General features: G+C 70.7%; 19 protein-coding genes. 6 read left to right on the forward strand and 13 right to left on the reverse strand.

Features of this window, described 5'->3' with window-relative positions:
* Positions 1-371: 371 nt before the first annotated feature.
* From OHB21_RS16955 to OHB21_RS16970, 4 genes are all read right to left on the reverse strand, one after another.
* Positions 372-821, reverse strand: a complete 450-nt coding sequence (locus tag OHB21_RS16955) for a VOC family protein (RefSeq protein WP_067510029.1) — start codon at positions 819-821, stop codon at positions 372-374.
* 125 nt (positions 822-946) lie between these two features.
* Positions 947-1,711, reverse strand: a complete 765-nt coding sequence (locus tag OHB21_RS16960) for an imine reductase family protein (protein ID WP_324195152.1) — start codon at positions 1,709-1,711, stop codon at positions 947-949.
* A 145-nt stretch (positions 1,712-1,856) separates the two neighbouring features.
* Positions 1,857-2,261 (reverse strand): hypothetical protein, encoded by a 405-nt coding sequence (locus tag OHB21_RS16965; RefSeq protein ID WP_195126204.1) that lies wholly within the window; start codon positions 2,259-2,261, stop codon positions 1,857-1,859.
* A 49-nt stretch (positions 2,262-2,310) separates the two neighbouring features.
* A complete protein-coding gene (locus OHB21_RS16970; RefSeq protein ID WP_084537759.1) occupies positions 2,311-2,859 on the reverse strand; it encodes a DUF3558 domain-containing protein in 549 nt (182 codons plus the stop codon).
* Between the two features lie 784 nt (positions 2,860-3,643).
* On the opposite strand from OHB21_RS16970, the gene OHB21_RS16975 reads away from it, so the two are divergent.
* The 4 genes from OHB21_RS16975 (at position 3,644) to OHB21_RS16990 (ending at position 7,421) form a co-directional block, all read left to right on the forward strand.
* The gene (locus tag OHB21_RS16975; RefSeq protein ID WP_195126205.1) at positions 3,644-4,552 is read left to right on the forward strand and encodes a helix-turn-helix domain-containing protein; all 909 of its coding nucleotides are present in this window, start codon (positions 3,644-3,646) and stop codon (positions 4,550-4,552) included.
* Positions 4,549-4,752, forward strand: a complete 204-nt coding sequence (locus OHB21_RS16980) for a DUF397 domain-containing protein (RefSeq protein WP_067510016.1) — start codon at positions 4,549-4,551, stop codon at positions 4,750-4,752. The genes OHB21_RS16975 and OHB21_RS16980 overlap by 4 nt, the downstream gene beginning before the upstream one ends.
* 512 nt (positions 4,753-5,264) lie before the next feature.
* Positions 5,265-6,089, forward strand: a complete 825-nt coding sequence (locus OHB21_RS16985; protein WP_084537758.1) for a helix-turn-helix transcriptional regulator — start codon at positions 5,265-5,267, stop codon at positions 6,087-6,089.
* Between the two features lie 384 nt (positions 6,090-6,473).
* Positions 6,474-7,421: a hypothetical protein gene (locus tag OHB21_RS16990; RefSeq protein ID WP_084537757.1), complete on the forward strand. Its 948-nt coding sequence runs from the start codon at positions 6,474-6,476 to the stop codon at positions 7,419-7,421.
* A 179-nt stretch (positions 7,422-7,600) separates the two neighbouring features.
* Here OHB21_RS16990 and mtnC read toward each other — a convergent pair whose 3' ends face one another.
* The 9 genes from mtnC to OHB21_RS17035 form a co-directional block, all read right to left on the reverse strand.
* Positions 7,601-8,290 (reverse strand): acireductone synthase, encoded by a 690-nt coding sequence (gene mtnC / locus OHB21_RS16995; RefSeq protein WP_195126206.1) that lies wholly within the window; start codon positions 8,288-8,290, stop codon positions 7,601-7,603.
* The gene (locus OHB21_RS17000) at positions 8,287-8,862 is read right to left on the reverse strand and encodes a 1,2-dihydroxy-3-keto-5-methylthiopentene dioxygenase (protein ID WP_195126207.1); all 576 of its coding nucleotides are present in this window, start codon (positions 8,860-8,862) and stop codon (positions 8,287-8,289) included. Before OHB21_RS17000 ends, mtnC begins: the two co-directional genes overlap by 4 nt.
* Positions 8,859-10,547, reverse strand: coding sequence for a bifunctional S-methyl-5-thioribose-1-phosphate isomerase/methylthioribulose 1-phosphate dehydratase (locus OHB21_RS17005; protein ID WP_067510171.1), 1,689 nt, complete (start codon positions 10,545-10,547; stop codon positions 8,859-8,861). The genes OHB21_RS17000 and OHB21_RS17005 overlap by 4 nt, the downstream gene beginning before the upstream one ends.
* Positions 10,548-10,634: 87 nt before the next feature.
* The gene (locus OHB21_RS17010; protein ID WP_067510008.1) at positions 10,635-12,944 is read right to left on the reverse strand and encodes an arylsulfatase; all 2,310 of its coding nucleotides are present in this window, start codon (positions 12,942-12,944) and stop codon (positions 10,635-10,637) included.
* Positions 12,945-13,051: 107 nt separating this feature from the next.
* Positions 13,052-13,198 (reverse strand): hypothetical protein, encoded by a 147-nt coding sequence (locus tag OHB21_RS17015; RefSeq protein ID WP_157115840.1) that lies wholly within the window; start codon positions 13,196-13,198, stop codon positions 13,052-13,054.
* Between the two features lie 154 nt (positions 13,199-13,352).
* Positions 13,353-15,092, reverse strand: a complete 1,740-nt coding sequence (locus OHB21_RS17020) for an NTP transferase domain-containing protein (RefSeq protein WP_328439538.1) — start codon at positions 15,090-15,092, stop codon at positions 13,353-13,355.
* A 105-nt stretch (positions 15,093-15,197) separates the two neighbouring features.
* Complete coding sequence (locus tag OHB21_RS17025; RefSeq protein ID WP_195126209.1) at positions 15,198-15,938, reverse strand: VOC family protein; 741 nt, start codon at positions 15,936-15,938, stop codon at positions 15,198-15,200.
* 10 nt (positions 15,939-15,948) lie between these two features.
* A complete protein-coding gene (locus OHB21_RS17030) occupies positions 15,949-16,275 on the reverse strand; it encodes an MGMT family protein (RefSeq protein ID WP_067510004.1) in 327 nt (108 codons plus the stop codon).
* A 3-nt stretch (positions 16,276-16,278) separates the two neighbouring features.
* Entirely contained in the window at positions 16,279-17,052 is a 774-nt protein-coding gene (locus OHB21_RS17035) for an alpha/beta hydrolase (protein ID WP_324191986.1), read from the reverse strand.
* A 165-nt stretch (positions 17,053-17,217) separates the two neighbouring features.
* Here OHB21_RS17035 and OHB21_RS17040 point away from each other — a divergent pair, with 165 nt between their 5' ends.
* Both OHB21_RS17040 and OHB21_RS17045 read left to right on the forward strand, forming a co-directional pair.
* Positions 17,218-20,928 carry an ATP-dependent helicase gene (locus tag OHB21_RS17040; RefSeq protein WP_407675246.1) on the forward strand — a complete coding sequence of 1,237 codons (3,711 nt, stop codon included), beginning with the start codon at positions 17,218-17,220 and terminating at the stop codon, positions 20,926-20,928.
* A complete protein-coding gene (locus tag OHB21_RS17045) occupies positions 20,925-24,914 on the forward strand; it encodes an ATP-dependent DNA helicase (protein ID WP_084537754.1) in 3,990 nt (1,329 codons plus the stop codon). The genes OHB21_RS17040 and OHB21_RS17045 overlap by 4 nt, the downstream gene beginning before the upstream one ends.
* Positions 24,915-24,932 lie beyond the last annotated feature (18 nt).

A 24,932-nucleotide genomic window follows, 5' to 3' on the forward strand; every position in this document is an offset into this window, starting at 1 on the left:
GTGTGGTGGGCCATTGTGTGCGACGCACCGGAAACGTACAGGTCATGCCACTCGGCCAGGGTGTCAGGTGCTCGTGTCGATCACCGGGGCGCGTTGGCCGCCGGGAAACCCGGGATCCGGTGAGCGATGCAGCTCACCGGATCGCGCGGTTGCTATCAAGCGTCCAGTTGGTGCAGTGTGGACGGCGGGTTCGTGGTTGCTGGCGATCACAGGGCTACCGATCCGAGCCGGGATGGCGCCGAATCGGTGTCGCTCCGTGCCTGTTCGACGGAGCGACCCCGATACGAGGTCAGCGACCTGTGGGTGGGTTGTACGCGAGTGGCCACTCGCGCGGACACCACGGATGGGCCGAAGCCAGCGGACCCGGCGGGTCACGCCTTGTCGTAGGCGTCCTGCAGCACCTTGATATCCAGCTTGGACATCGTCTGCATGACCGCCCCCGCCGCCGCGGCGCGATGCGGTTCACCCGCCAGCAGTTCGGTCAGCTTCGCCGGAACCACCTGCCAGTGCATCCCGTACCGATCCACCAGCCACCCGCACGGCCCCGGCTGCCCGCCCTCGGTGAGCGCCGCCCACAGCCGGTCCACCTCCTCCTGCGTGTCCACGGTGACCTGCACCGACGCCGCATCCGTCAGCGGATGCCCCGGCCCGCCGTTCATGAACGTGAACGACTGCCCCTGCAGCTCGATCGCCACCACGAACGCCGACCCGTCCGGCTGCCGCGACACCTCCACCACCCGCGACCCCGGAATCAACTCCACATACCGTCGCGCGGCCTCCTCCGCCTGCGCCTCGAACCAGAAGAAAGTGGTGACGCCCATGATGATCTCCTCACTCGTTGTAAGAACGTCCTGTCACCTATCGGTCGGAGCAGGGCGTCACCCTTCGACACATCTCCCGAACTTTCTCGAGGAATCTTTCCGCACGGGGCCGTGCGGCGCGGGCGCTATCGGCGCAGCAGATCCACCACGCCGGTGGTCGACTCGATGCCCTCGGTGTAGTCGCCGCCCGCCAGCTGCGCCGCCGTGCCGAAGGCGTATCCCGCCATGGCCCGCTGGTAGGCGACCATGCGCGGCGCGAACTCGACCGGCGAGATGTCCTCCTTCGCGATCAGCGTGAACGCGTGCGCGGCGCAGGCGAACATGCCCCACATCGCGCTGAGCAGGGCGATGTCATACAACGCCGCGAAACCCGGGTCGGTGCCGACGTATTCGACGCCGGCGGGCACGGCCAGCGCTTCGGCGTGTGCCGCGTGCGCCTGCGCCGACCCGCTGTAGAAGATGTACGCGCCCGAATCCGCGACCCCGATCATCGACGGGACCGCCATGATGCCGCCGTTCAGGAACCGGCCACCGCGCGCGCCGATCCACTCCGCGAGCGCCCGTGCTTCACCGGGGGTGCCGGTGGTGAGGTTGACGATGTCGCGGCCGGTGAGGTCGAGGCCGTCGAGTGTCGCGCGCACGGACGCGTCGTCGGGCAAGCAGACGACGACGAGAGAGTTGGCGGCGACGGCTTCGGCGGCGGTGGAGGTGGGCGCGCTACCCTCCGGCGCTGTTCGGGGACCGCGGTTCCACACGGTGACGGCGTACCCGGCGCCGGCCCACGACCGTGCCGGCGCCGTTCCCATATCGCCGAGACCGAGGACGGTGAGCGACTTCGTCGAATTGGCTGATTGCCTTCGTTCTGGATGATCTGGCGATCGTCCTTCCACGCGTTCTCGCCCTCGGTGGCGCGGTTCCGATCGCTGTCACGGTTCTCGTCGGACTTGTCGTGGGAGTTGAAGATCGCGGCCGGGGCGGTGAACGGATTGACCGAATTGAGCGCGTCGGCCACGGATTCGAACGGATTCAATCCCATCAGTTCACCTGCTCGGTTTGGGTGCCCATCTGGTTTCCGGCGTTCTGATCGGTGTTCTGGAGTTCACCGATCGCGGCGAGGTAGGCGTCGCGCATCGTCTTGACCACCTCGATGTGCTGTTGAATGCGGTGGACGGCATTGTCATCGGGGTCGTGGTCAGCGCCGCCGGTCGCCTTTTTCTGGAACTTGCTCTGCAAGTCCTGGGCCGAGGGCAGGCTGCCATAGCCAGACAGATACTGCAGGTTCTGGGCGTCGATTTTCATTTGATCGAGGGCGACCAGAAGGGTATTGCAGCGATCACGAAGAGCCGCGCCGATCTCGTGGTCCATCGTGAACTCGCCGTTTATCGCTTGGTCTTTGAAGTTCTGCCAGGTCTTCAGATGGCCTTGCATGTCACCAGTCATTGTCATGCTCCCCTCGCGATATGTCTTCATCGCCGCTGCGGGCGGCGCCCTAATTGGGTAGGTGGCGCTCCAGATCAGTGGCGTGCTTGATTGCCAAATCGCATCGATCGTGAGTCTTCGGCTGAGATGCGCGCCAACCAACGGCGATTGTGAACGAGCCTTGATCCGCCGGGAAGGCTACATAGCAGCTCTCCGTATCCGTGTCGGACTGGTTGCGGGTGACCAGAGCCGGGCGGGTTCCGATTGTGGTCTCGCGGAGCAGGACGAGACTTGGGTTGGCGCGAATCTCTTCCAGTTTGCGGCTGGAGGACATGACGTCGACCCGATATGGGAGCTCGACGGAGTTCCAGCCACATACTCGCCATGCAGACGCGTCGGAGGGGTTCACCGTGTCACGCTCGCTCGCTGGATCGACGCCCGTTTCAACCAACCACTCGTCCGGGATGTCCGTACACGGATTGAGCAAGTTGTCCATGGCGGGCGTGGTGGTGGTCGATGTGGACTCGGCCTGCCCACCGACCTCCGTTCCGCACCCCGCGGCCAGCACGAGTACCGCACCCCCCGTGATCGCGGTGCGTAGGGCGTGAGCGATGCGCATGGCTCTCCTGGCGTCGACGTGGCAGTTTCCCCCGCTGCAACTATATGACGCAGCCGGTGCCGCCACGGTTCCGCCCGATTTTCAGCACCTACCGTGTATCGCCCCCGGCGCGGGTGACATGTGCCATTCGCGGGCCGGCAGACGCAGCCTGTGCTTGTCCGGTCTCGCTCGAGTCGGGAGCTCTACCGCTGTCGCGGTTCGCATGCAGTGGGCGGCCCCTCTCGGACGACCGAGACGTTGGCGCGGAACAGTTCCGCGAATAGTCCGACGTCGTCGGGGATGTCGGGGCGGACGAGGAAGGACCAGCGGTCCGAGCGGGGGTGGTGGAGGATCGGGCCGAGGTTCTCATTCTGGTAGCGGAGCTCTTGCATGACGGATTTCCCCGAGTCCAGCGGGCATGATGAGCGCCCACACGTGTGTTGCCGGAATGGTGATCCGGCCGAGGAATGGCGGATCGACCACAGCTGGAAGGTCGCATATCCGACGATAGAAGTAGCAACGTTCCTGCACGGTTGCGCCAAAAGGTATGCGGTCCAAGGTATCAACCCTCCCCCCGGTGCGCCGGCGGCGCATCGGGTGCGACATAGGAATTTCGGACAGGACCAACCTCGTCCGGGGGATCGTTGGAATCGCCGATCGTCGGACGTATGCGAGAAATTGTTGGGCTCTGTGAGTAGACCACTGCGGGGTCCGAAAGCTAATATTCCCAACAGAATTAGAGGAAGGCCGATTCCTTCCAAATCAACTGGAATGGTTCGGCGGCCCTGTCGAACAAGGGGGTTTCATGGCAGACGATTCGGCGGAATGGACAGTGGCGCCGCAGGCGACGCCGCCGCCCCGGCGACTGCTCGCTCGCCGCCTGCTCTTGCTGCGGGAGGCCGCCGGCCTCACCCGCGACAAGGCCGCGAAGCTCGGCGAGATGAGTTCACAGACGTTGTGGCGCTTGGAGAAAGCTCAGGTCGCCGTCATCAAGCGAGGTGTGCTCCGTCAACTGTGCGACGTGTACGGGGTCGAGGACGAACTGCGGCGAGAACTGTTCTGGCTCGCGGAGGAGTCGCGCAAGACGGGTTGGTGGCAGTCGTACGGCAACGCGATTCTCGACCACAACAACCTGTTCATCGAACTGGAGCAGTATGCGAGCCGCATCGTGTCGTTCCAGCTGACGATGTTGCCGGGGCTCGTGCAGACCGCCGACTACCGGCGTGCGATGGCGCGTGCCTATCGTCCGGCGTTGTCGGATGGCGATGTCGACCGCCATCTGGCGGTGCTCGCGAAACGCCAAGAGCGCCTGGCGGAATCGAGCGATGTGTTTCGTTTCGACGTACTCCTGAGCGAGGCGGCGTTGCGGCATCGCATGGGGGACGATCGGACCACGTCTGAGCAAGCCAGGCATCTACTCCTTCTCGGCGACCACCCTGGCGTGTCCATCAGAGTCATCCCCATGACCGCCGTCGGGTGGCTGGGGCTGCAGGTCGGTTCGTTCGTCCTACTCGAGTTCCCCGAGCACGCCAATCCTTCTCTGACAGAGCCGCCCGTGGTGTACGTCGAGGGCTACACTGGTGCCCTGTACCTGGACAAAGGTGTTGAGATCGAGCAGTATCGTGCCGCCATCGGCGAGATCGAACGCGTCGCGCTGGGGGATACCGAGTCCAGGTCGCTGATACGGGCGATTGCGGAGGAGTGCGGGGAATGAACGTCAGCATGTCCGCAGCGGACTGGTTCAAGAGCAGTTACAGCAAGACGGGCGGTGACTGTGTCGAGGTCGCGCATCTGGACGGCGCCGTCGGCGTTCGCGATTCGAAGAACCCGACCGGCCCCGCACTGATCCTCGCCCCCGCCGAGTGGGACGCCTTCCTCGCGGGCACGCGAAGCGGAGAGTTCGCGCACCGTTAGGGGATTGGTCGGCGGTGACGCGATGCGCGGGCCCGGCATGGTCGGCGACCCGGGCGACGATTCGGTCGCCGCAGTCCTCCGGCCCGCTACGGAGATTTCGAGGGAGCGCACACTTCTCGAGCTGTCGCCTGACGGATGCCGCGACTTCCGGCAGGCTGATTCAAGTGACGCGGAGTATCACTTTCCCGGCCCCCGCGACACTCCCCGGCGCGACCGGATCTCGCGCGTTTTCCCGGGACCCGCGCACACCCGCGTACCCCGCGCCGACCGGCCCGCGAAGCGCGGTGACCAGGAAGAATGTAGCTGAAATTTAACTCCGACACCGGGTTTGGAGCGAATATACATGAGAGAAGTCAGTTAATATCGTGCGCGACGGGTGTCGCCCGGGGACTGGTGAAGACGGGAGAAGGGAAACGGAGTCGGCGCGGCGCGGGCCGCGCGATTCGAGCAGTCGACAGCGAAGTGCCCCACTTGTTTTGATACGTGTTCTTTTCTCATAGGAGCGGATTGCTGTGTCACGCAAGTCGAGCGAGGTCAGCTCAAACGGTCTGCTGCGGCCACCGAGTTTCGGAGGGGTGTTGCGCAGATTGCGCGACGATCGGCGGATCTCCCGCGAGAAGCTGGCGTTCGCGGCGGGTGTCAGTTCCAGCTACGTCACGCACCTCGAGGGTGGGGATCGCGAGCATCCCACGAAGGCCGTGGTCGAGGCGCTGGTCGGCTACCTGAACCGCATCAGCCCGATCTCCGACGCCGAACGCAGGCACCTGTTCGATCTGGCCGGGCTCTCCGAGGACGGTTTCCCCACGGTGGCGCAGCTGCGCGCGGGCATCGGGGCGGATATGCGCCGCAGGCTGGCCCTGCACGAACCGAACGTGGCCGGCTACCTGGACACCCGCTGGAACCTGTTGTGCTGGAACGATTCCTATGCCGAGGCCTTCCCCGGCCTGGTGGACGACGTGAACATCCTGCGCTGGTTCTTCGGCAACGAGGTGTCCCAACGGGTGATGGTCGAATGGGAGCGCGAGGCCATGCTCACCGTCGACTGGCTGCGCGGGCTCATCGGCCAGTCCGGCGACACCGCCTGGTCGACCGAACTCCTCGAGGAACTGGGCCGGTATCCCGAATTCCGCCGCATGTGGTCGGCCGGCCACACCACCTACGGACGTGACCGGCCCCATATGCACCTGCGCGACCTTCGCACCGGCGAATGCTTCAGTCTCGACGCGCAACTCTTCCGTGTGGATTCCAGCAACCACCCGGGGCGCATCCAATTCTTCCTCGGCATTCGCACCTCCTGCCCCGAACCCGCCGCGGCCCGCTCGCGCGAGGAGTCCTGACCCACACCGCGATTCGAGGCCGATGGGGCGCGCGGTGATTCGCCCCGCTCGCGTCGGCGACGGGACCGGGTGGTGCTCGGTCCCGCACCCGATGCCGGACGCCGCGAAAACAGGGGGCATGTCTCGACGGTACCGGGGGGAGTAATGTGCGGAAACGCATTGCCGGTGATATGCCGTGCCCGGATCGGCAGTCATACCCGGTAGGGCGCGCACTGCTCGGTGTAGGTACCCCTTGGGGCGCGCGGTAATGCACACCGACTCTGGACATTCACCCTCGCGACCGTCTTTGATCTTTTCAAGGCCCGATGCCGGGCGAACGCCGCTGCGGCGCCCGGCATTCGGCGGACAACCGAATTGCGCGAACATTGCGGGAGGCGAGTGCACATGGCCGAGGACAGTGGATCCACTCCGCATATCTCCCTGGCGGCCGCGGCCGATTGCGGCAACGGAACCTTCGCGGTCTGCGCCGACGAGGGGCGGGCGCTGTGGTACGGGCCGTTCCTCGACAGCGATGCCGACCATCCCCGCGGCGACCGGTTGGCCGGCACCATGGCCGCCGCGTCGCGCGCCGTGTGGTTGGCGGGCCGCGCCCGTGCCGACGCGGGGCACTCCGAAGCCACCCTGCATCTCACCGTCACCGACACCGACGTGGACGAGATCACGCTGGCGTGTGCCGCGTCCATGTCCGGGCTCGTGCTGGATCTCGTCTACTCCGAGGACAATCCGGCGCTGGACTGGTGCCACGTCTTCGGCAGCCTGGACTGGAATCCCGGGGCGCTGCTGAGCCTGGTCGACGCCGAAGCACCCGAACCGAGACCGGGCAGGCACCTGCGCTCGGTGCGGGCGGCCGGCACCCATCCGCCCGTGAACACCGACACCGAGGAGGGGTTGCCCGTGACTCGCAACGCGAACGAGCTCCGGACGGAGCCTGCCGCCGATCCCGCCGTCGACCTGCGCGCGGCGCTGGAATCGCTGTTGCTGCGCGACGCCGCCGGTCTCGATGCCACCCTGCGGCACGCGATCTCGGCGGCCGTGCACCTCGCCGTGGACACCCCGCACGGTCCGCCCGACGACGCCGAGGAATTCCTCGGCCGCCTCGACGCCGCCTGGCTGCTGGCCGCCTGGTCGGGGCACGACGTGGAGATGTCGCTCATCGCCACCCTCGCCGCCGGCGAGGTGCCCGCGCTGTCGTGGTGCGAGCTGATGTTCACCACGGCGCTCGCGCCCTGGTCCACCAGCCCGGCCGCCGTGCGCGCCCGCCACATCTTCACCACCGCCGCCGCCCGCACGGGGCCACGCCGCCCACCGGTGATCCGGGTCTCCAACGGGTGATCCCCGAACCGAATCGGGTGCGGCACAATGTCGCACCCGATTCTTCGTCTGTGCGCACCGACACGCCGAGACTGCGCGAGACCGCCCGGCCCGGCCGCCGACTTCCACGGTGAGTCCGCGTGTGCTGCGATCTCGGCGCCGTCCCCGGAGAACGTGTTCGTCGCGCGGTTCGGGCGGGGCTAAACGCCAGGCAGGTCGATTTCGGTGAACGAGCTGATCCAGCGGTGTGGGGGTCGGGGGGCGTTCGGTTCGCCGTCACGGTGAACGCCGATTGCCGACCAGCCCGCCGCCACCGCGGCATCGAGTTCGTCAGGGTGATCCGAGAGGAACAGGATGTCCGCGGGAGGGAGCCCGAGAGACCGGGCGATCGTCTCGTAGGAGGCGGGCTCGCGCTTCGGGCCCGCCGTGGACAGGTCGAACTGGTCGCCGATCAGTGCGGAGAGGTCGCCGCCGCGCGCGAAGGTGAACCAATCCCGTTGATTGCGCACCGAACCCGACGAGTACACGGACAGCGCGTATCCGGCCTTGTGCCACGCGACGAGTGCGGGCGGCACGTCGTCGAAGAACTCGCCGTGCAGCGCGCCGTTGCGGAACCCCTCGGCGCAGATCAGCCCCTGCGCGGTCTTCAGCGGCTCGGCCTTCACATCCGAACCCAGCCAGCCGCGCAGGATCTCGGCGACCTCGCCCACCTCGGCGTCCGGCCGCGCGGCCAGCTCGCGGGTGCCGGCCAGCACGGGCGCGGCGACATCGTCGCGATGCTCGGCCAGCCAGTCCGGCAGCCGGGCCGCGGTGTAGCCGTAGAGATCCTCGCGAACCGAGCTGGTGGGGCTCGTGGTGCCCTCGATATCGAGGACGATCGCGCGGGTCACGGGGCGGTGAGCAGCTCGTCGAGGGTGGGGAAGCCCTGGCTGATCGGGTCGCCGGTGAAGTCGCCCACCCAGCCGTCCTCCTCCTCGAAGAACCGGAGGGCGATGAAATCGGGCCTGGTGCCCATATCGAACCAGTGCAGTGTGCCCGCGGGCACCGACAGCAGATCGCCGCCCTCGCAGACCACCGCCAGCACCTCCTCGCCGAGGTGCAGGTAGAAGCAGCCGCGCCCGGACGCGAAGTAGCGCACCTCGTCCTCGGCATGCCGGTGCTCGCTGAGGAACTTCTGCCGGGCGCCCTCGGCGATCGCCGGCCACTCCGGGTTGGTGTCGTCGGGGTGGATGCGCGCCACGTCGATGTGCCGATAGCGGCCCGAGGCGTTGAGTTCGGCGATCCGCTCGGCGTAGTGGGCGAGCAGTTCGTCCGACGGCACCACCGACGCGTTCTCGACCACCGGCCAGCGGTCGAAAGTGATGCCGTGCCCGGCCAATTCGGCGGCGATCACCTCGTCGTCGGAGGTGCGCACCCGCACCGCGGCCGCGTCGTCGGCGGCCATCACCTGCAGCAGAGTCATGTCGATCCAATCTCTAGCGATGGGGTGGGCGTGGCGAAGGCGTGCCGCCGCCCGGTGCGCGACACGAGTTCGCACAGGGCCTCGAGGCATTCGGCACGATCGCGCGCCCGGGAGAGATCCTCACCCCACGTGGTGATCCCGTGCCCCGCGATACACAGAATCGGTGGGGCGTCGGGGTTTTCACGCAGGAATCGTTCGATATCCGCGCCGATGCGCGGCACGTCACGCCAATTCGGGAACACCGGGAGGTCGACGGCGGTGGGATCGGCGCCGCCGAGCCCCTTGATGAGTTCGAGATCGGTGATCCGCAAGGTGGTTCGCGCGTCGGGGGAACCGTGCAGCGTGGCGAGGGTGGTCGCGAACGGGGAATGCACGTGCACGACGGCGTCGGCGTCGGTGGTGCGGTAGACGGCGGTGTGAATGGTGGTCTCGGCGGAGGGTTTCCGCAGTTGGCCGGGCAACGGCGCGGAGTCCGCGATCCGCACGCGCACCATATCCGCCACGGCCAGTTGCCCTTTGGACAGTCCGCTGCCGGTGATCAGAGCCTCGTCGCCCGTGCGCACGGAAATGTTTCCCGCGGTGCCGGGCATCCAACCGCGCGCGTACAGCTCGCGGGCCATCCGAGCGAGATCGGACGCATCCTCTTGCGCGCCACTGCCTTCCGCGCCCGGTGCGCGTTCCGGGATGCCGCCGTTCTCGTAGACCACGCCGTTCTCGGTGATCACCGCCGTCACGAGATCGGGCGGGGTCACGTCGAACGCCGGATTGAACGCCTCGGTCCCGGCCGGCGCCGTGGCGACACCGCCGAACCCGGTGACCTCGGCGGCCGCGCGCTCCTCCACTACGATGTCCGCGCCGGTGGCGGTGCCGGGGTCGCGGGTCGACTCGGGTGCCACGACCAGGAACGGAATGCCGTGCCGGTGCGCGGCCAGGGCGAGGGCGTAGGTGCCGATCTTGTTGGCGACGGCGCCGTCGGCGGTGATCCGGTCGGCGCCGACCAGCACGCAGTCCACCTGTCCGGTCGCCATGGCCCACGCGGCGGCGGAGTCGATGGTGAGCCGGTGCGGGATACCGGCCTCGGCCAGCTCCCAGGCGGTCAGGCGCGCGCCTTGCAGCAGCGGGCGGGTCTCGTCGACCAGCACGTTCTCGATCGCGCCGCGGTCGGCCAGCACCCGCAGCGCGCCGATCGCGGTGCCGAACGCGCTGGTGGCGAGGCGGCCGGTGTTGCAGTGGGTGAGCACGCGCAGCGGGCGCTCGCCGCACAGGCGCTGCGCGAGATCGGCGGCGTGGGTGGCGGCGGCCCGGTTGACGCGCCCGTCCTCGGCCAGCATGTCGAGGGTTTCGGCGAGCACCGCGTCGGCGCCGCGCGCGACGTGCGCGCGCACCCGCCGCACCGCCCAGGCCAGGTTCACGGCGGTCGGTCGCGCGGACGCGATCCGGTCGGCTTCGGCCTGCACCGCCGCCTCGTCCACCACGCCGCCCGCGGTGTGCGCCCGGGTGGCGATCACCACGCCGAACGCGCCCGCGATGCCGATGGCGGGGGCGCCGCGGATCGCCAGCGTGCGGATCGCGTCGATGATCTGGTCCACCGTGCCGAGCCGCAGCTCGCGCACCTCGTGCGGCAGTCCGCGCTGATCGAGGGTGACCAGCGCGCCGTCGTCCCAGATCAGGGAACTGTCCTCCATCGATTCCTCCGCACAGACCGGCATTCTCCCTGGTGAACGGTATCCGACCGGGCCCAACCCGCCGTACCCGGCTCGCTCGCCGCCCCGCTACTCCGCCACGAACTCCGCTTCCCGCTCCACCTCCTCGATCGTGCGTTGGGGGACGCGCAGGGGGCCCGGGGTGTAGGTGATGCTGCGGAGGGTGCCGGTGTAGCGGAAGGGGCCGCGGCGTTCGCGCAGGTCCCAGGAGACGGGGCCGCGGGCGTCGACGCCGACGGAGATGCCGGTCCACGGGGACATGCCGACGAGTTGGACGCGATCGCGGAGTTCGGCGGCCGGGGTGTCGCCGAGGGCGAGGGTGAAGTCCCAGCGCAGATGGGGGCGGACGGTGGCGGTGACGGTGATCCGCGTCGTGCCGGGGGCGAGCGAGGCCGAGGTCTGGGCGTAGTCGCCATAGCTGTTGATGCCGAAGACGATTCGGTCGTTCTCGACGTAGAGGAGGTAGCCGCCGAGCGGATCGCCGTGTGCCACCAGCACGCCTTCGTCGCCGGGCTCGAATCCCGCCAGCTCCGCGGTGATCTCGAAGTCGCGGTAGGCGATCAGGCGCTGCGAGCGGTAGCGCTCGAGGGTGGGCGTGCCGGGCAGCAGGCGCAGCGGGTCGCCGAATCGGGCCTCTTCGGGGCGTCGATGCGCCAGGTCCTGACGGGTCAGCAGCGGGAAAACGGCATTGGCCCAGGCGGATTCGTCCCAGGCGGCCGCGAGCTCGGCGGCTTTGTCCGGGAATCGCGCGGAGAGGTCGTGTAGCTCGGTGGGATCGGCGCGGACGTCGAACAGCTGCCAGTGCGGGTCGTCCACGTCGCGGCCGGGTTCGTGCAGGGACAACAGTTTCCAGCCGTCGCGGTAGAAGCCGCGGTGGCCGGCCATCTCCGAATACTGCTCGGTGTGACGGGTTTTCGCCGACGGGTCGCGCAGGAGGGCGGCGGCGGAGACGCCGTCGAAATCCTTGGCGGGCAACCCGTTGCGCACCGTCGGACGGGTCAGTCCGGCCAGCTCGAGCAGCGTGGGCGCGAGATCGGTGACGTAGGCGTACTCGTGCCGGATTCCGTTGTCACCGTCGGTGCGCGGCAACCCTTTCGGCCACGATACGAGCAGCGGCACGCGCACCCCGCCCGCGAAAGTCTGTCCCTTGTAGAAGCGGAACGGTGTGTTGGATGCCTGGCCCCACCCGCGCGGGTAGTGCACGCCGAGGCGGGCGGTGCCGATCAGTTCCTCGTCGTGCGGCACGTCGCCGACCCAGTCGGGGTCGTCGATGCGGGCGAACTCGGCGAAGTAGGTGCGGGTGCCCTCCGGTCCGCCCTCGGCGGTGCCGCCGTTGTCGGAGGTGAACACCACGATGGTGTTGTCCAGTTCGCCCAGCTGTTCGAGGGTGCCGAGGATGCGGCCGACGCTCTGGTCGATGCTGTCCACCATCGCCGCGTACACTTCCATGTACCGGGCGAAGCGCCGCTGCTCGTCAGCGGTGAGCGAATCCCATTCGGCCGCTTCGTATCCCGGTTCGGTGTTGCGCGGCTTCTGCCGGGTGCCCGGTGGGAACAGCCCCTGCGCGAGCTGATTCGCGAACCGCTCCTGCCGCAGCCGGTCCCAGCCCTGCGCGTAGCGGCCGCGGTACCTCGCGAGGTCGACGGGCTTGGCCTGCAGCGGCCCGTGCATGGCGACGTGCGCGAAGTACAGGAAGAACGGTTTGGTCGCGTCGTGCGCGCGCAGATCCTTGATGTAGGAGACGGCCTTGTCTGTGAGATCGTCGGTGAGGTAGTAGTCCGGCGGATACTCCTCGACGTCCACCACCGAGCTGTCGGAGACGAGCTGGTTCGGATAGTAGAAGGAGTTCAGTCCCTCCAACGAGCCGTAGTAGCGGTCGAATCCGCGCTGCGTGGGCCAGGAATCGCGGTGCGCGGCCGGGTTCATCGTGGCGTCGCGCACCAGGTGCCACTTGCCGACGGCGTAGGTGGCGTAGCCGTTGGCGCGCAGGATCTCCGGGAGCGTCAGCACGTCGTCGGCCAGTTCCAGCCGCAGCCCCGGATACCCGGGATCGGCGTTGGCGACGAAGCCGAAACCCGCGCGGTGGGCGTTGATCCCGGTGAGCAGGGACGCGCGCGAGGGCGAGCACAGCGGGGTGGTGTGATAGTTGGTGAGCCGTACGCCGTTGTCCGCCAAGCGATTCAGCGTGGGCGTGTCGATCTCGGAACCGAACGGGCCGATATCGCTGTACCCCATGTCGTCGACCAGGACCACGACGATGTTCGGCGCATCCGGCGCGGCGGTGGGTGGATAGGTCCACTCGGGGGTCGATTCGGCGGTGGTGCGGCCGACGGTTCCGCCGAAGGATTCGTAACCGCGCGCGTTGCTGGGGACGGACATCCATTCAGGAAATCCCGGCTCGGCCGCGCGAGGCCAGGTTTGCGCGCAGCCTGCGTGGAATACGCGACGCGGCCGCCGGGAGGGATCCGGCGGCCGCGGTCGGACGGTCAGTTGTGGCGGCGGTCCGGCGGGCGGCGGTCGTCGGTGCTCCGCTCGGCCCGGGGGTCGGCGCCCTGCTCCTGGCGCTGCTGTTGCTGCTGCCTCGGCATCTGCTTGGGCATTTTCTTAGGCGTCTTCTTGGACTTGTCAGCCATTTCCACTCGGTCCTTTCGGGTATGTGAGTGTTCGCCTAACGAGATCACGATAGCGATCGTGCATCAATTGGGGAAGGAAATGCGACAGGTCATTTTCGGTGAGCGTCGGGCGTTCGGAAGATCCGCCCGTCGGGGGCGTATTCCGGCGCAGTGACTATCGCGGTAGCGGCAGGAACTCGACCAGCGTGCCGTCCGCGGCGTCGGGCGGGACGATCACCAGGCCGTCGCGGTCGACCAGCCCGCCCAGGTGGGCGGTGCGGACGCCGGGATCGCCGATCCAGCCGCCGGCGGGCGCGATGCGGGCGGGCACCACGCGGGCGACCGGACCGGAGATGTCGGAGGCGTTGTGCAGCGGTCCCACGAAGGGGCGCCCGGGGTGCGCACGGGTGCGGCCCTCGACGATCGCCGGGGTGAGGGCGAGGAGGGTGGCGACGGCCGCGAAGGGATTGCCTGGCAATCCCAGAACCGTTGTGCTCCCGCTGGTTTCGGCGATGACGGTGGAACCGCCGGGGCGCAGTCGCAGGCGCGGAACCACCACCCGCGCGCCGGTCCGGGAGAGGGCGCCGCGCAGTTGGTCGGCCGCGCCGCCGCCGGTGGCGCCGACGACGACGAGCAGGTCGCAGTCGGTGGCGGCGGCCAGGACCTCGTCGAATCCGCGGGCGGTGTCGCGCAGGTGCACCCGGTCGGCGGCCTGTACGCCGCAGCGGGTCAGCAGATCGGGCAGGATCGGGCCGATGGAGTCGCGCGTCTGCCCGGTCTGGAGGGGGCCTTCGCCGCGGATCTCGTCGCCGGTCATGACGATGCGGGCGCGCAGCGGGCCGCGCACCTCGCCCTCGGTCACCTCCACACTCGCCGCGGCGGAGATCAGCGCGGGCGTGACCGGCGTGCCCTCCGGCGCGACCACGTCGCCGGGGACACGGTCTTCGCCGCGGCGGCGCACGTCGTCGCGGATCGGGGTATCGGGGACGCGGTGCAGCGTGTGATCGGTACGCACGTCGGCGAATTCGTCCCGGAGGACGGTGGTGGCTCCGTCGGGGACGTGAGCCCCGGTGGCGATGCGGACGGCCTCGCCGGGCTGCAATCCGGCCGGGCGTTCGCCGCCCGCGAATCCTATGTCGCGCCGCAACTTCCACGGTCCGTCGCCGGATACCGCGTAGCCGTCCATCGCGGAGACGTCGAATCGGGGGAGGGCGGATTCGGCGAGAACGGAGGCCGCCAGCGCCGCACCGCGTGCGTCGCGTAGTGGCCTGCGCTCTCGTGCCAATGGGGAAAGCTTCTCGCGCAGGGCCTTCCGTGCCTCGGACAGCGCGAGCGGCGCGGTGTCGGCGATCCGCTCGCGGGCCTCGCGCACGTCGTCCTCGGTGTCGCAGTCGTCGATGTCGGCGAGCGTGATCGTCGCGGTGTGCGGCGGGACCAGGACCTTCATCGGCTGGTTGATCGGCGAGTCCAGTTCCGCCAGAGCCGATTTCAACGCGTCGCGCCGCCACACCCCGATCAGGTACTGCGGGCGGCCGGACCCGTCGGCCGCGAACACCGCGTCCGCACCGGATTCTGCGGCGTGCCCGAACAGTTCGTCCACGGTGTCCCGGGACAGGAACGGCATGTCGGCGGCCAGCACCAGGACGTGGGGTGCGTCGGAATCCGCCAGCTCGCGCAACCCGGCATCGACCGCGGCCACCGGTCCCGCGCCGGCCGGGGTCTCCCGCACCTGCCCGATCTCCGGCGCCAACTCGGGCCGGTGCGGCCCCACCACCACGATCCGCGCGCACCCCGCCGCCGCGCTCAGCGCCGCCTCGAGCATCGACCGGCCGCCGATCACCAAGGCCGGTTTGTCGACGCCGCCCATCCGGCTGGCCCGCCCGCCGGCGAGCACGATCGCGTCCCCGACCGTCATCGGTCGCGCTCCGCCGCGAGGTACCTCATGCGGAAAATGCTAGTTCGACCGCCCGGCCGGCCTTCGACACAGGGCGTGACCGGGGCGATCCGCCACCTGCCCGCCTCACACCCGCGACAGGTCCGGCGCCGGATCCAGCAGACAGAACTCGTTCGTCTCCGGGTCCGCGAGCACCGTGCCGGGGGCGCCGCCGAAACCGCCCGCCACGCTCCGCGCACCCGCCTCGCGCAGGCGCGCGAGTTCGGCACCGCGGTCGGCCGACGAGGTGAGGTCCAGGTGCAGCCGGTTGCGGCCTTGCTTCACCTCCGGGTTGCGGACGAATTCGAGCCAGCACCCGAGCCCGGTCGCCGAGCGCAGCCCCGCCACCCGGGTGCCGAGGTGGGCCACGGGCCACCCGGAGGCGGCCGACCAGAACTCGGCGAGCCGGGCGGGCTCGCGGGTGTCCACCACGATGGCCGCGACCGGGCCGGTGTCGACGTAGTGCTCGCGCGGCTCCAGCACGCAGAACTCGTTGCCCTCGGGGTCGGCGAGCACCACCCACGGCACGTCGCCCTGGACGATGTCGAGGTGGCGGGCGCCCAGCGCCAGCGCGCGGTCCACCTGGACCCGCTGGTGGTCCCGCGACCGGCTGGCCAGGTCCAGGTGCAGGCGGTTCTTCGTGGATTTGGGGTGCGCGGCGGGCAGGAACGTCAGCGCGATGTCCATGCCGTCGGGATCGGGCGCGGCGACGTCGACCTCGTCGGGCCGGTCCAGCGTGACCGACCAGCCCAGCAGCTCGGCCCAGAAGTCCGCGACGACGCGCGGCTGCCGCGCGTCGAACACGACACAGGCCAGCCGAGTCGACATGACATCCACGTTAACCCGTGGCGGGCGGCCGTTCGGGAGGTTCGGGAAACGGGAACCGCGCGGCCCGCAGGTCCACCCGGTCGTCGCGGATCGGCACGCCTTCCTCGGCCAGCAGCCGCAGCTGGCGTCCCCGCAGGTGCGCGGCCGGACGCCCGCTCGCGCCCAGCACCCGGTGCCAGGGCAGGTCGGCGGAATCGGTGCGCATGATCCACCCGACCGTGCGCGGCGTGGACAGCCCGGCCGCCGCGGCGATATCGCCGTAGGTCGCCACCCGCCCGCGCGGGATGCTCGCCACCAGGGCGCGGACCAGCTCGATCTCGGCGTCGGTGGTCGCCATGGTCTACAGCGCCGCGCGGACGAGCGCCGCGGTCTCGGCGGGCCTGGCCTGGGCGATCATGTGGTCGCAGTCGAATTCGCGGACGGTGAGCGCGGTGCCGAGCCGCTCGGCCAGCGCGGCGCGGAACTCGGCGCTCACGAACGGCGGCTGTACCTTCATGGCCTGCGCGAGCACCGTCGGCAGGCCGGCGGGCGGCAGGACGAAGGGGCGCGCGAGCTGCCCCCAGTAGGACGTGACGGCGGGCAGGCTCAGCCGCCAGCCCACCCGGCCGCCCTCGGTGGGGACCAGGTGCTCGGCGAGTTCGATATCGAGGAGCCGGGGTTCCACCTCATGCCAGGAACTGGCGAGTTTGTCGCGGCGGGCGTGTTCGACGTCGGCGAAATCGGGCTCGGCGAGCGTGCGTTCGGCGATGTCGGCCAGCAGCGCCGGGTCCACCGCGATCGCCGGGTCCAGCAGCACCAGGCCGCGCACGAACTCGGGGTGCGTCGCCGCCAAGTGGATCCCGACGGCGCCGCCGAACGAGTGGCCGACCACGAGGACCGGCCCGTCCTCGTCGGCGAGCAGCACGGCCAGGTCGGCGACGACGGTCTCGAAATCCCACGGCGGCAACGGCGTCGAGCGCCCGTGTCCGCGCAGGTCCGGCGCGATCACCCGGACCTCGGGCAGATGCTCGGTGGCCAGTGGTTCCCAGCGCCTGCCGTGTCCGGTGAGCCCGTGCAGGGCGAGGACGGCGGGACCGGAAGCGGGACCGAAACGGTGGACGTGGAGTGACGGCACCGCACCATTGTGTCGGGTCCCGGCGGGCGCGGCATCCCGGTGACCGCGCGGTGTCGGCGAGGTGGCCGTGACGTGCACAACGCCCGCACACGGCGGGCCGCGATCCTGTCGGCCCGGTCTGTTGCAATAGCCGCTGTGGTGCGATCGGATAGCGCGGTGCGACTTGTGCGCCGGAACGCGACGACACCCCGGGCGCGGATCTGGGGTGCCGACGTGCGCGCGCTGTTCGACTCGGCGGCGGGCGCGGGTCCGAGGCGGCCCGGTTGGCAGCCGTGGCAGGTGCTCGGCGGGCCGGGCACCGGCAAGACCGCGCTGCTGGTCGACCTCGCGGCGGGGCGGGTCGCGGCGGGGGAGAATCCGGAATCGGTGCTGGTCCTGACCCATTCCAAGCGGGCCGCGCGCGAGGTGCGCGACGCCGTCACCGCGCGATTGACCGCCCCCGGATCGGAGTCCGGCGGGGTGCCGGGCGCGACGCGGGAACCGCTGGTGCGCACCCTGCACTCCTACGCGTTCTCGGTGCTGCGCAGGCACGCCGCCGCCCACGGCAACCCGCCGCCGCGTTTGCTGACCGGTGCCGAACAGGATGCCGTGCTGCGCGAACTGCTGCGCGGCGACCTCGAGGACATCGCCGCCGGCGCGCACGCGCTGTGGCCGGAACGGTTGCAGCCCGCGCTGGGCTTGGCCGGGTTCGCCGACCAGTTGCGCGACCTCATGCTGCGTGCCACCGAGCGGGGGCTCGGGCCGGAGGATCTGGAGCGGCTCGGTCGCGAGCACGGCAAACCGGAGTGGGAGGCGGCGGGGCGGTTCGCCGCGCGCTACGAGCAGACACTGCTACTGCGGTGGTCGGTGGGCGTGGAGGCGCCGGAGGCGACGGCGCCCGCGCTGGATGCCGCCGAGCTGATCGGCGCGGCGCTGGACGCGCTGGCGATCGACGCGAACCTGCTCGCCGAGGAGCGGGCCAGGATCCGGTACCTGCTGGTCGACGACGCGCAGCACCTGGACCCGCAGGCCGCGCTGCTGGTGCGGGTGATCGGCGCGGCCGCGCACACCGCGGTGGTGGCGGGCGATCCGGACCAGGCGGTGTTCGCGTTCCGCGGCGCGGACCTGTCGTTCGCGGCCGACCCCGGTGGACCGGAGGAACGGCGAATCGTGTTGCGCCGCAATCACCGTTCCGGCGCGCAGGTGCGGTTGGCGGTGTCGCGGGTCGCTGCCGAGTTGCCGGGGAGCGCGCCGCAGCGGCCCGCGCGACTCGCGCGCGAGCAGCTGCCGGAGGACGACGGCACCGCGGTGCGCGTGCGGGTGCTCGCCACGCCCGCCAAGGAAGCCGCGCTGATCGCGGACCATTTGCGGCGGGCCCACCTGACGGCCGGTGTGGCCTGGTCGGACATGGCGGTGATCGTGCGCTCGGTGCCGCTGTCGCTCGCGCCGCTGCGCCGCGCGCTGCTCGCGGCCGGGGTGCCCGTGCACCAGCCCGCGCCCGATGTGCCGCTGGCTCGTCGGCGGGGTGCCGCGTGGATGCTGCTGGCCTTGCGGGCGCTGCTGGCGGGAGAGCGCGCGGACCCCGAGATGTTCACGGCCGAGGACGCGCTCGACCTGTTGTCCGGGCCGCTCGGGGGTGCCGATCAGATCGCGCTGCGGCGCCTGCGGAGGGGATTGCGGCGCGGGATTCTGGAGGCGGAGCGGGCTGCGGGGTGGGTCGCGCCCGCGGTGGACGGGGTGTCGTCCACGGAGGGGACGCCGTTCGTGGGCGAGAGGCCTTCTGCGGGTGACGCTTCGCCCGAGGGCGGCGTGATACCGCTGGACGATGCGCCGCCCCTCGAGGTGCCGCCCGAGGAGGACGATGTACCGCCACCCGATCCCGCCGACGAGCGGGGGTGGGTGGTCGATGAAACCGAATGGCGAGAGGACGATCTGAGCTGGGGGCTGGAGCCGGACGATCGCGTCGCGGACGATTCGCCGGTCAAACATCCTGTGGTGGAGGGTGAATCGGAAACTCCCGCCGACGGCTCACCGGTCGAGCATCCTGTGGCGGAGGACGATCCTGAATCCCCCGCCGACGGCTCGGATGGTGAGTCCGCCGAACAGGTTTCGCTTCTCGACCGCTCCTCCGCCGAGGTGCTGCGGGAACTCCTCGTCGGCGGCGGGGACCGTCGCTTGCTGGAGCGGCTGACCGATGTGGAGGCGGCGCCCCTGCGGCGCGTGCTCACGGCGCTGGAGCGGGCGCGCGCGGCGCGCGGTCGTGGCGCCGGACTGGAGGACGTGCTGTGGGCGCTGTGGAGGGCGTCCCGGCTGGAGCGGCGGTGGGTGGCGCAGTCCGAGCGCGGAGGCGCGGTCGGGATGCAGGCCGATCGCGACCTCGACGCCGCCGTCAGGCTGTTCGACGCGGCGGCGGCCTACGTCGACCGGTTGCCGCGCGCCGGTCTCGAGGGTTTCGTGGAATACCTGCTGGGACAGGAGATTCCGCAGGACGGCGCGCCGGTGACCGCGCCGGGCGAGGCGGTCGAACTGCTCAGCGCGCACGCGGCGGCGGGCCGCGAGTGGGACGTGGTCGCCATCGCCGGTGTGCAGGAAGGCATCTGGCCCAACCCGCGCCCGCGCGGCACCCTGCTGCACACCGAGGACCTCGTAGATCTCACCGCGGGCATCGCGCTCACGGGGGAGCCGGTGAGCCGCACCGCCCCGATTCTGGCCGAGGAACGCAGGCTGCTGCTGGTGGCGTGCAGCCGCGCCCGGCGCTCGCTGCTGGTGACCGCCGTCGAATCGGTCTCCGGGGAGCGCGATCTCGTGCCCTCCCGCTTCCTCTCCGAACTGCTCGGCCACGACGACGACACCGAGCCGGGCGCGCTGCCCGTCACCGATCCGGGACGCGCGCTCGTCATGCACGCGCTGGTGGCCGAACTCCGTGGCGCGGTGTGCGATCCGGAATCCGATCCGGAGCGCAGGTCGCGTGCCGCGCGGGAGCTGGCCCGGCTCGCGTACGCGGGCGTCCCCGGCACGCACCCCGAAGAGTGGTACGGCACAGCGGATCTCAGCTCGCACGACACGCTGTGGGACGACGAGGACAGCGCCGTCGCGCTCTCGCCCTCCACCGTCGACCAGCTGCGCACCTGCCCGCTGCGCTGGGCACTGGAGCGCCACGGCGGCACCGACGGCGACAACCGGCACGCCGTCCAGGGCAACCTGGTGCACACCCTCGTGCAGGCGTTGGCGGGCAAGGTTCCCGAGTCGCAGGTGCGCGCCGCGCTCGACAAGACCTGGCGCGCCGTCGATCCCGGCACCGGCTGGCATTCCCGCCAGGAACTGCGCCGCACCGAGGCCATGCTCGAGACGTTCCTGGCGTGGGTGCGCAACACCAGGGGCGAACTCACCCAGGCCGGCGTGGAGGTGCCGGTCGACTGCGTGCTGCCCGCGCGCGCGGAAGACGAACGCCCCGTGCGGATCCGGGGCCGCGTCGACCGGCTGGAGCGCGATGCCGAGGGCCGCTACGTCATCGTCGATGTGAAGACGGGCAAGAATCCGATCACCAAACAGGCCGCCGCCGACCACGCCCAGCTCGCCACCTATCAGGTCGCCGCGGCGCACGGCGCGCTCGACGCCGAGAACGACGGTGCGCCCGCCGAATCCGGCGCCGTGGCCGAACCCGGCGGCGCGCGGCTGGTCTACGTCGCCAAACCGAGCAAGGAGGGCGCCACCGAGCGCACGCAGGACCCCCTCGGCCCCGACTCACTGGAGGAGTGGCGCGAGACCATCCACGAGGCCGCCGCCGCCACCAAGGGCCCCAGCTTCCTGGCCATGCGCAACGACGGGTGCCGCCACTGCGCGGTCGCGGGCAGCTGCCCGGTGCAGGACACCGGAAGACAGGTGACCGACGAGTGAACACCGCCGCCGTGTCGCCGCAGCGGATCGCCGAGGCGCTCGGCCTGCCCCCGCCCACCGAGGAGCAGAGCGCGGTGATCGCCGCCCCGCCGGGGCCCACGCTGGTGGTGGCGGGCGCCGGCGCGGGCAAGACCGAGACGATGGCCGCGCGCGTGGTGTGGATGGTCGCCAACCGGCTGGTCACGCCCGAACAGGTACTCGGCCTGACCTTCACGCGAAAAGCCGCGCAGCAGTTGACTTCTCGTATCCGCACCCGCCTCGCCCGGTTGGCCGGGTCGCCGCTGCTGCGCGAACTGGACCCGACGGGGGAACTGCGCACCCGGCTCGCGGGCGCGGAACCCGAGATCAGCACTTACCACTCCTACGCGGGGCGGCTGCTCGGGGAACACGGCTTGCTGCTGCCCGTCGAACCGTCGGCGACGCTGCTCACCGAGACCCAGCTGTGGCAGCTCGCGCACCAGGTGGTGCGCACCTGGGACGGCGATCTGGAGACCGAGCGCACGCCGGTGTCGGTCACCGAGGCGGTGCTCGCGCTGTCGGGGCAGCTGGCCGAACATCTCGTGGAGCCCGAACAGCTCGCCGAGGCGCACACCGACCTGGAGAAGCTGGTGTTCTCGCTGCCGCCGGGACCGCGCCAGCGCGGCGGGCCCAGTCAGAACTTGCAGGGCTATGTGAAGGCCCAGCGCGAACGGGTGGCGCTGCTGCCGTTGGTCCGGCAACTCGGTGCGGCGTTGCGGCGGCGGGGCGCACTGGATTTCGGCGCGCAGATGTCGCTGGCCGCGCGGCTGGCCGCCGAACATCCCGAAGTGCCGGCGTCGGAGCGGGGGCGGTTCCGGCTCGTCCTGCTCGACGAGTATCAGGACACCGGCCATGCCCAGCGAATCCTGTTGTCCGCCTTGTTCGGTGGACTGCACGACGACCCGGGGGAGCAGCGGCTGGCGGTGACCGCCGTCGGTGATCCCATGCAGTCCATCTACGGCTGGCGCGGTGCGTCGGCGGCGAACCTGCCCCGGTTCGCGACGGACTTCCCGCTCGCGCCCGGTGTGCCGGCGCCCACGTTGTCGCTGCTCACCAGCTGGCGCAATCCGCCCGAGGCGCTGGCGCTGGCGAACCTGGTGTCGGACCCGCTACGGCAGCGCGCGCTGGAATCCGGTGGCGTCACCGTGGACGCGCTGCGCGCCAGACCCGGTGCGGAGGCGGGCGCTGTCGCGCTGGCGTTGATCGAAGACATTGCGGCGGAACGTGAGTGGGCGGCCGAGCGGATCGCCGCCGAATGGGCCGCCCGGCACGCCGCCGGAGCGTCGCCGCCCACGTCGGCGGTGCTGGTGCGCCGCAACGCCGATGCCGCGCCGCTCGCGGAAGCGTTGCGCGAGCGCGGATTACCGGTGGAGATCGTCGGCCTCGGTGGGTTGCTCGCGACGCCCGAGGTGGCCGATGTGGTGGCCACGCTGCGGCTCATCGCCGAGCCCGGTGCGGGCAGCGCCGCCGTGCGGGTGCTCACCGGGGCGCGCTGGCGGATCGGTGTCGCGGATCTGCGGGCGTTGGCCCGGCGCGCGCGGGACCTCTCGATCGGGCGGCCGACCGGTGACGCCTCCGACGCGATCACCGACGGCGCCGCGCTCGACAACGCGCTGCGCGAGGTGGCGCCGGAACCCGCCGAACAGGCGGGACTCGCCGACGCGATCGCCGATCCCGGTCCGGCGGAACACTATTCGGAGGCCGGATACGCGCGGATCGTAGCCCTGGCCCGCGAGCTGGCGGCGTTGCGCGAGCGCAGCGGGCAGCCGCTCACCGAACTGGTGGCCGACGTGGAGCGCACCATCGGCGTCGGCGTGGAAACCCAGGCCCGCCGCGCCATGGCGGGCACCGGCGCGGGTCGCGAGCATCTGGACGCCTTCGCCGAGGTGGTGGCCGGGTACGCGGCGGATTCCCGTGCCTCGCTGGGCGGGTTGCTGGCCTTCCTCGCCGCCGCCGAATCGGTGGAGAACGGGCTCGAGCCGGGGGAAGTGGAGGTCGCCAAGGACCGGGTGCAGGTGCTCACCGTGCACGCCGCGAAAGGGCTGGAATGGGAGATCGTCGCGGTGCCACACGTGTCGGTGAAGGTGTTCCCGTCGGGTGCGGCCTCGGCGACGTGGTTGGGGGCGCTGGCCGAGCTGCCCACCTCGTTGCGCGGCGACCGCGCGACCGAGGACGCCGCCGACGGTGTGCCGGTGCTGGACCTGTCGGATCTGCACGACCGCGCCGAGCTGGAAGCCGCGATCAACGACCACAAGGCCGCGCTGGACCGCCGCCGCCTCGACGAGGAACGGCGGCTGTTCTACGTCGCGCTCACCAGAACCGAACGGGTGCTGCTGGTTTCGGCCCACCACTGGGCCGAGACAGGCAACAAGCCGAAGGGCCCCTCCGACTTCCTGCTGGAACTGAAGGCCGCGGCCGAAACCCCCGGCACGCCCGCCCACGGCACGGTCGAGATCGCCCGCTGGGACGACCCGCCCGAAGCGGGCACCGCCAACCCGTTCACCGACAACCCCGCGACCGCCGAATGGCCCCGCGACCCCCTCGGCTCCCGCCGCGACCCGATCGAAGAGGGCGCGGCGCTGGTGCGCACGGCGCTCGCCGAACTGCGGGCGCAGGAGGCCGCGGCGCGGACGCGGAAGGTGAACCATGTTGCGCCCGAGAGTTATCCGGCTGCGGGCGAGCGGTCTGCGGTGTCGGGCGTGGTGTCGCAGCCGGAAGGTGGCGCGTTCGCCGGGCGACCGGGGCGGCGTCGGCATACGTCGGCCGATCGCGACTCGGCACTGTCGGACGCGGGTTCGCGCGAGTCCGGGAGTCGTGCGCCCGCCGAGCCGGACGCGCTGTTCGAGTTCGCCGATCTCGCCGCAGACGGGGACGCGCCTCCACCCGACGGCTTCGCCCCGCCGCCCGAAGGCTTGGTGCCGCCGCTGGATGATTTTGTGCCGCCGCCCGACGGATTCGTGCCGCCGCCGGATGAATTCGCCCCGCCGCCAGAAGGTTTCGCCTCCCCAACAGACGCCCCAGCGTCCCCGGCCAGTCCGAGTCCGCAGACCCTCGCGCCGTCCGAGGTCTCCCTCGCGCACCCACCGCACGGTGCTGATTCGCCGACGCACGAGTTCGCCTCCGTCCCACCCGACGACGCCTACTTCGCCGCCCTGTTCGCCGACGACGAGGCGCCGTTCCCGGAGGACTTCGAACCGCCGCCCGACGAAGGGGCGTTCGCGGCGGGGCCCGTCGATCCCGACGACCCCGAGGGCTGGAAGGCCGACGTGGACGCGTTGCTCGCCGAGTTCGAGGCGAGCCGGGCCGCGGAGCGGGAAGTGGAACTGCCTGGCCAGATTCCGGCGACGGCGCTGGTGGAGATGCGGGCCGATCCGGAGCGGCTGGCGCGGCGGCTGCGGCGGCCGCTGCCGTTCCCGCCGGACCCGATGGCCCGGCGCGGCACCGCCTTCCACGCGTGGGTGCAGCGCTGGTTCGCGGGCACCCGCCTGCTGGGTTTGGACGAACTGCCCGGCGCGGGCGGCGCCACGGCCGACGCGGGCGCCGACGCCGAGCTGACGAAGATGCAGGACGCGTTCCTGAATTCGCCCTGGGCGCACCGCAGTCCGCTCGAGGTGGAGGTGCCGTTCGAGACCTCGATCGCGGGCACCGTCATCCGCGGCCGCATGGACGCGGTCTTCGCCGAGGGCGACGGCTGGCTGGTCGTGGACTGGAAGACCGGCGCGCAACCCGGCCCCGACGACGAACCCGCGGTCGCCATGCAGCTGGCCATCTACCGCCTGGCCTGGGCCCGCCTCATGGTCGCCCGCCACGGCGGCACCGAGCGCGAGATGCTCGAAAAGGTCGGCGCCGCATTCCATTACATCCGCTCGGGCCGCACGATCGCCCCCGGCACCCTCCCCGGCCCCGACGAACTGGCCGACCTCATCCGCTCCTCCGCCCCACCACGTGATCCGCCACCGACTCTGTGACGATATTGCCCACCGCCG

Source organism: Nocardia puris (assembly GCF_036051655.1).
GTDB lineage: Bacteria > Actinomycetota > Actinomycetes > Mycobacteriales > Mycobacteriaceae > Nocardia > Nocardia puris.

Bases quoted from the DNA above. Each gene is read 5' to 3' on its own strand.
- OHB21_RS16965 (WP_195126204.1), bottom strand. From the start codon at position 2,261: ATGACTGGTGACATGCAAGGCCATCTGAAGACCTGGCAGAACTTCAAA.
- OHB21_RS17020 (WP_328439538.1), bottom strand. From the start codon at position 15,092: ATGACGGTCGGGGACGCGATCGTGCTCGCCGGCGGGCGGGCCAGCCGG.
- OHB21_RS17000 (WP_195126207.1), bottom strand. From the start codon at position 8,862: ATGACTCTGCTGCAGGTGATGGCCGCCGACGACGCGGCCGCGGTGCGG.
- OHB21_RS17010 (WP_067510008.1), bottom strand. From the start codon at position 12,944: ATGTCCGTCCCCAGCAACGCGCGCGGTTACGAATCCTTCGGCGGAACC.
- OHB21_RS17005 (WP_067510171.1), bottom strand. From the start codon at position 10,547: ATGGAGGACAGTTCCCTGATCTGGGACGACGGCGCGCTGGTCACCCTC.
- OHB21_RS17030 (WP_067510004.1), bottom strand. From the start codon at position 16,275: ATGGCGACCACCGACGCCGAGATCGAGCTGGTCCGCGCCCTGGTGGCG.
- OHB21_RS16990 (WP_084537757.1), top strand. From the start codon at position 6,474: ATGGCCGAGGACAGTGGATCCACTCCGCATATCTCCCTGGCGGCCGCG.
- OHB21_RS16970 (WP_084537759.1), bottom strand. From the start codon at position 2,859: ATGCGCATCGCTCACGCCCTACGCACCGCGATCACGGGGGGTGCGGTA.
- OHB21_RS17025 (WP_195126209.1), bottom strand. From the start codon at position 15,938: ATGTCGACTCGGCTGGCCTGTGTCGTGTTCGACGCGCGGCAGCCGCGC.
- OHB21_RS17015 (WP_157115840.1), bottom strand. From the start codon at position 13,198: ATGGCTGACAAGTCCAAGAAGACGCCTAAGAAAATGCCCAAGCAGATG.
- OHB21_RS16955 (WP_067510029.1), bottom strand. From the start codon at position 821: ATGGGCGTCACCACTTTCTTCTGGTTCGAGGCGCAGGCGGAGGAGGCC.
- OHB21_RS16980 (WP_067510016.1), top strand. From the start codon at position 4,549: ATGAACGTCAGCATGTCCGCAGCGGACTGGTTCAAGAGCAGTTACAGC.
- OHB21_RS16975 (WP_195126205.1), top strand. From the start codon at position 3,644: ATGGCAGACGATTCGGCGGAATGGACAGTGGCGCCGCAGGCGACGCCG.